This window comes from Pseudomonas sp. EA_65y_Pfl1_P113 (assembly GCF_963970525.1).
Lineage (GTDB): Bacteria > Pseudomonadota > Gammaproteobacteria > Pseudomonadales > Pseudomonadaceae > Aquipseudomonas > Aquipseudomonas tritici.
Genome location: NZ_CAXAQM010000472.1, coordinates 1 through 475, shown reverse-complemented (window position 1 = coordinate 475; position 475 = coordinate 1). Strand labels below are relative to the sequence as shown.

General features: G+C 70.3%; 1 protein-coding gene. It reads left to right on the top strand.

Annotation, left to right across the window (positions count from 1 at the left end; genetic code table 11):
- Positions 1 to 44 precede the first annotated feature (44 nt).
- A partial coding sequence (locus AACY52_RS30630) for a hypothetical protein (protein WP_339561433.1) occupies positions 45 to 475 on the top strand: 431 nt, incomplete at its 3' end.

The following is a 475-nucleotide window of genomic DNA, read 5'->3' as shown; positions in this document are numbered from 1 at the left end:
AAACCCCGCGCACGGCGACACTCTCCGCCGAGGCGCGCGCGCGCATGGCGCATGCGCTCGACCTCGCCACCGGTCTTGGCGCGACCATTGCCACCATCCCCGCGCGCAGTGTGCTCGAGGGTCTGGTCGCGCAAATCCGCGAAGCGCGCGCGACCGCCGTCGTTATCGGCAAGTCGCGCCGTTCGTGGTGGTTCGAGCTGCGCCACGGCTCGATCGTCGACCGGCTGGTGCGGGCGCTCGATGGCGTGGCGATCCATGTCGTACCCGTCGCGCAACCCAGCGAAACGTTACGCGAAGCCCCCACCACTCGGCCGATCCTGGCGCGCGGGAGTCTGATCGGGCTTGCACTCGTCGGTGCCAACACCGCGCTCGCGACGCTGTTACAGCCGCTGGTCGGTGCCAATGCGATGGATCTGCTGTATCTGCTGCCGGTGATCGCGACCGCCACGCGCGGCGGCGCGGGCTGGCGCACGCT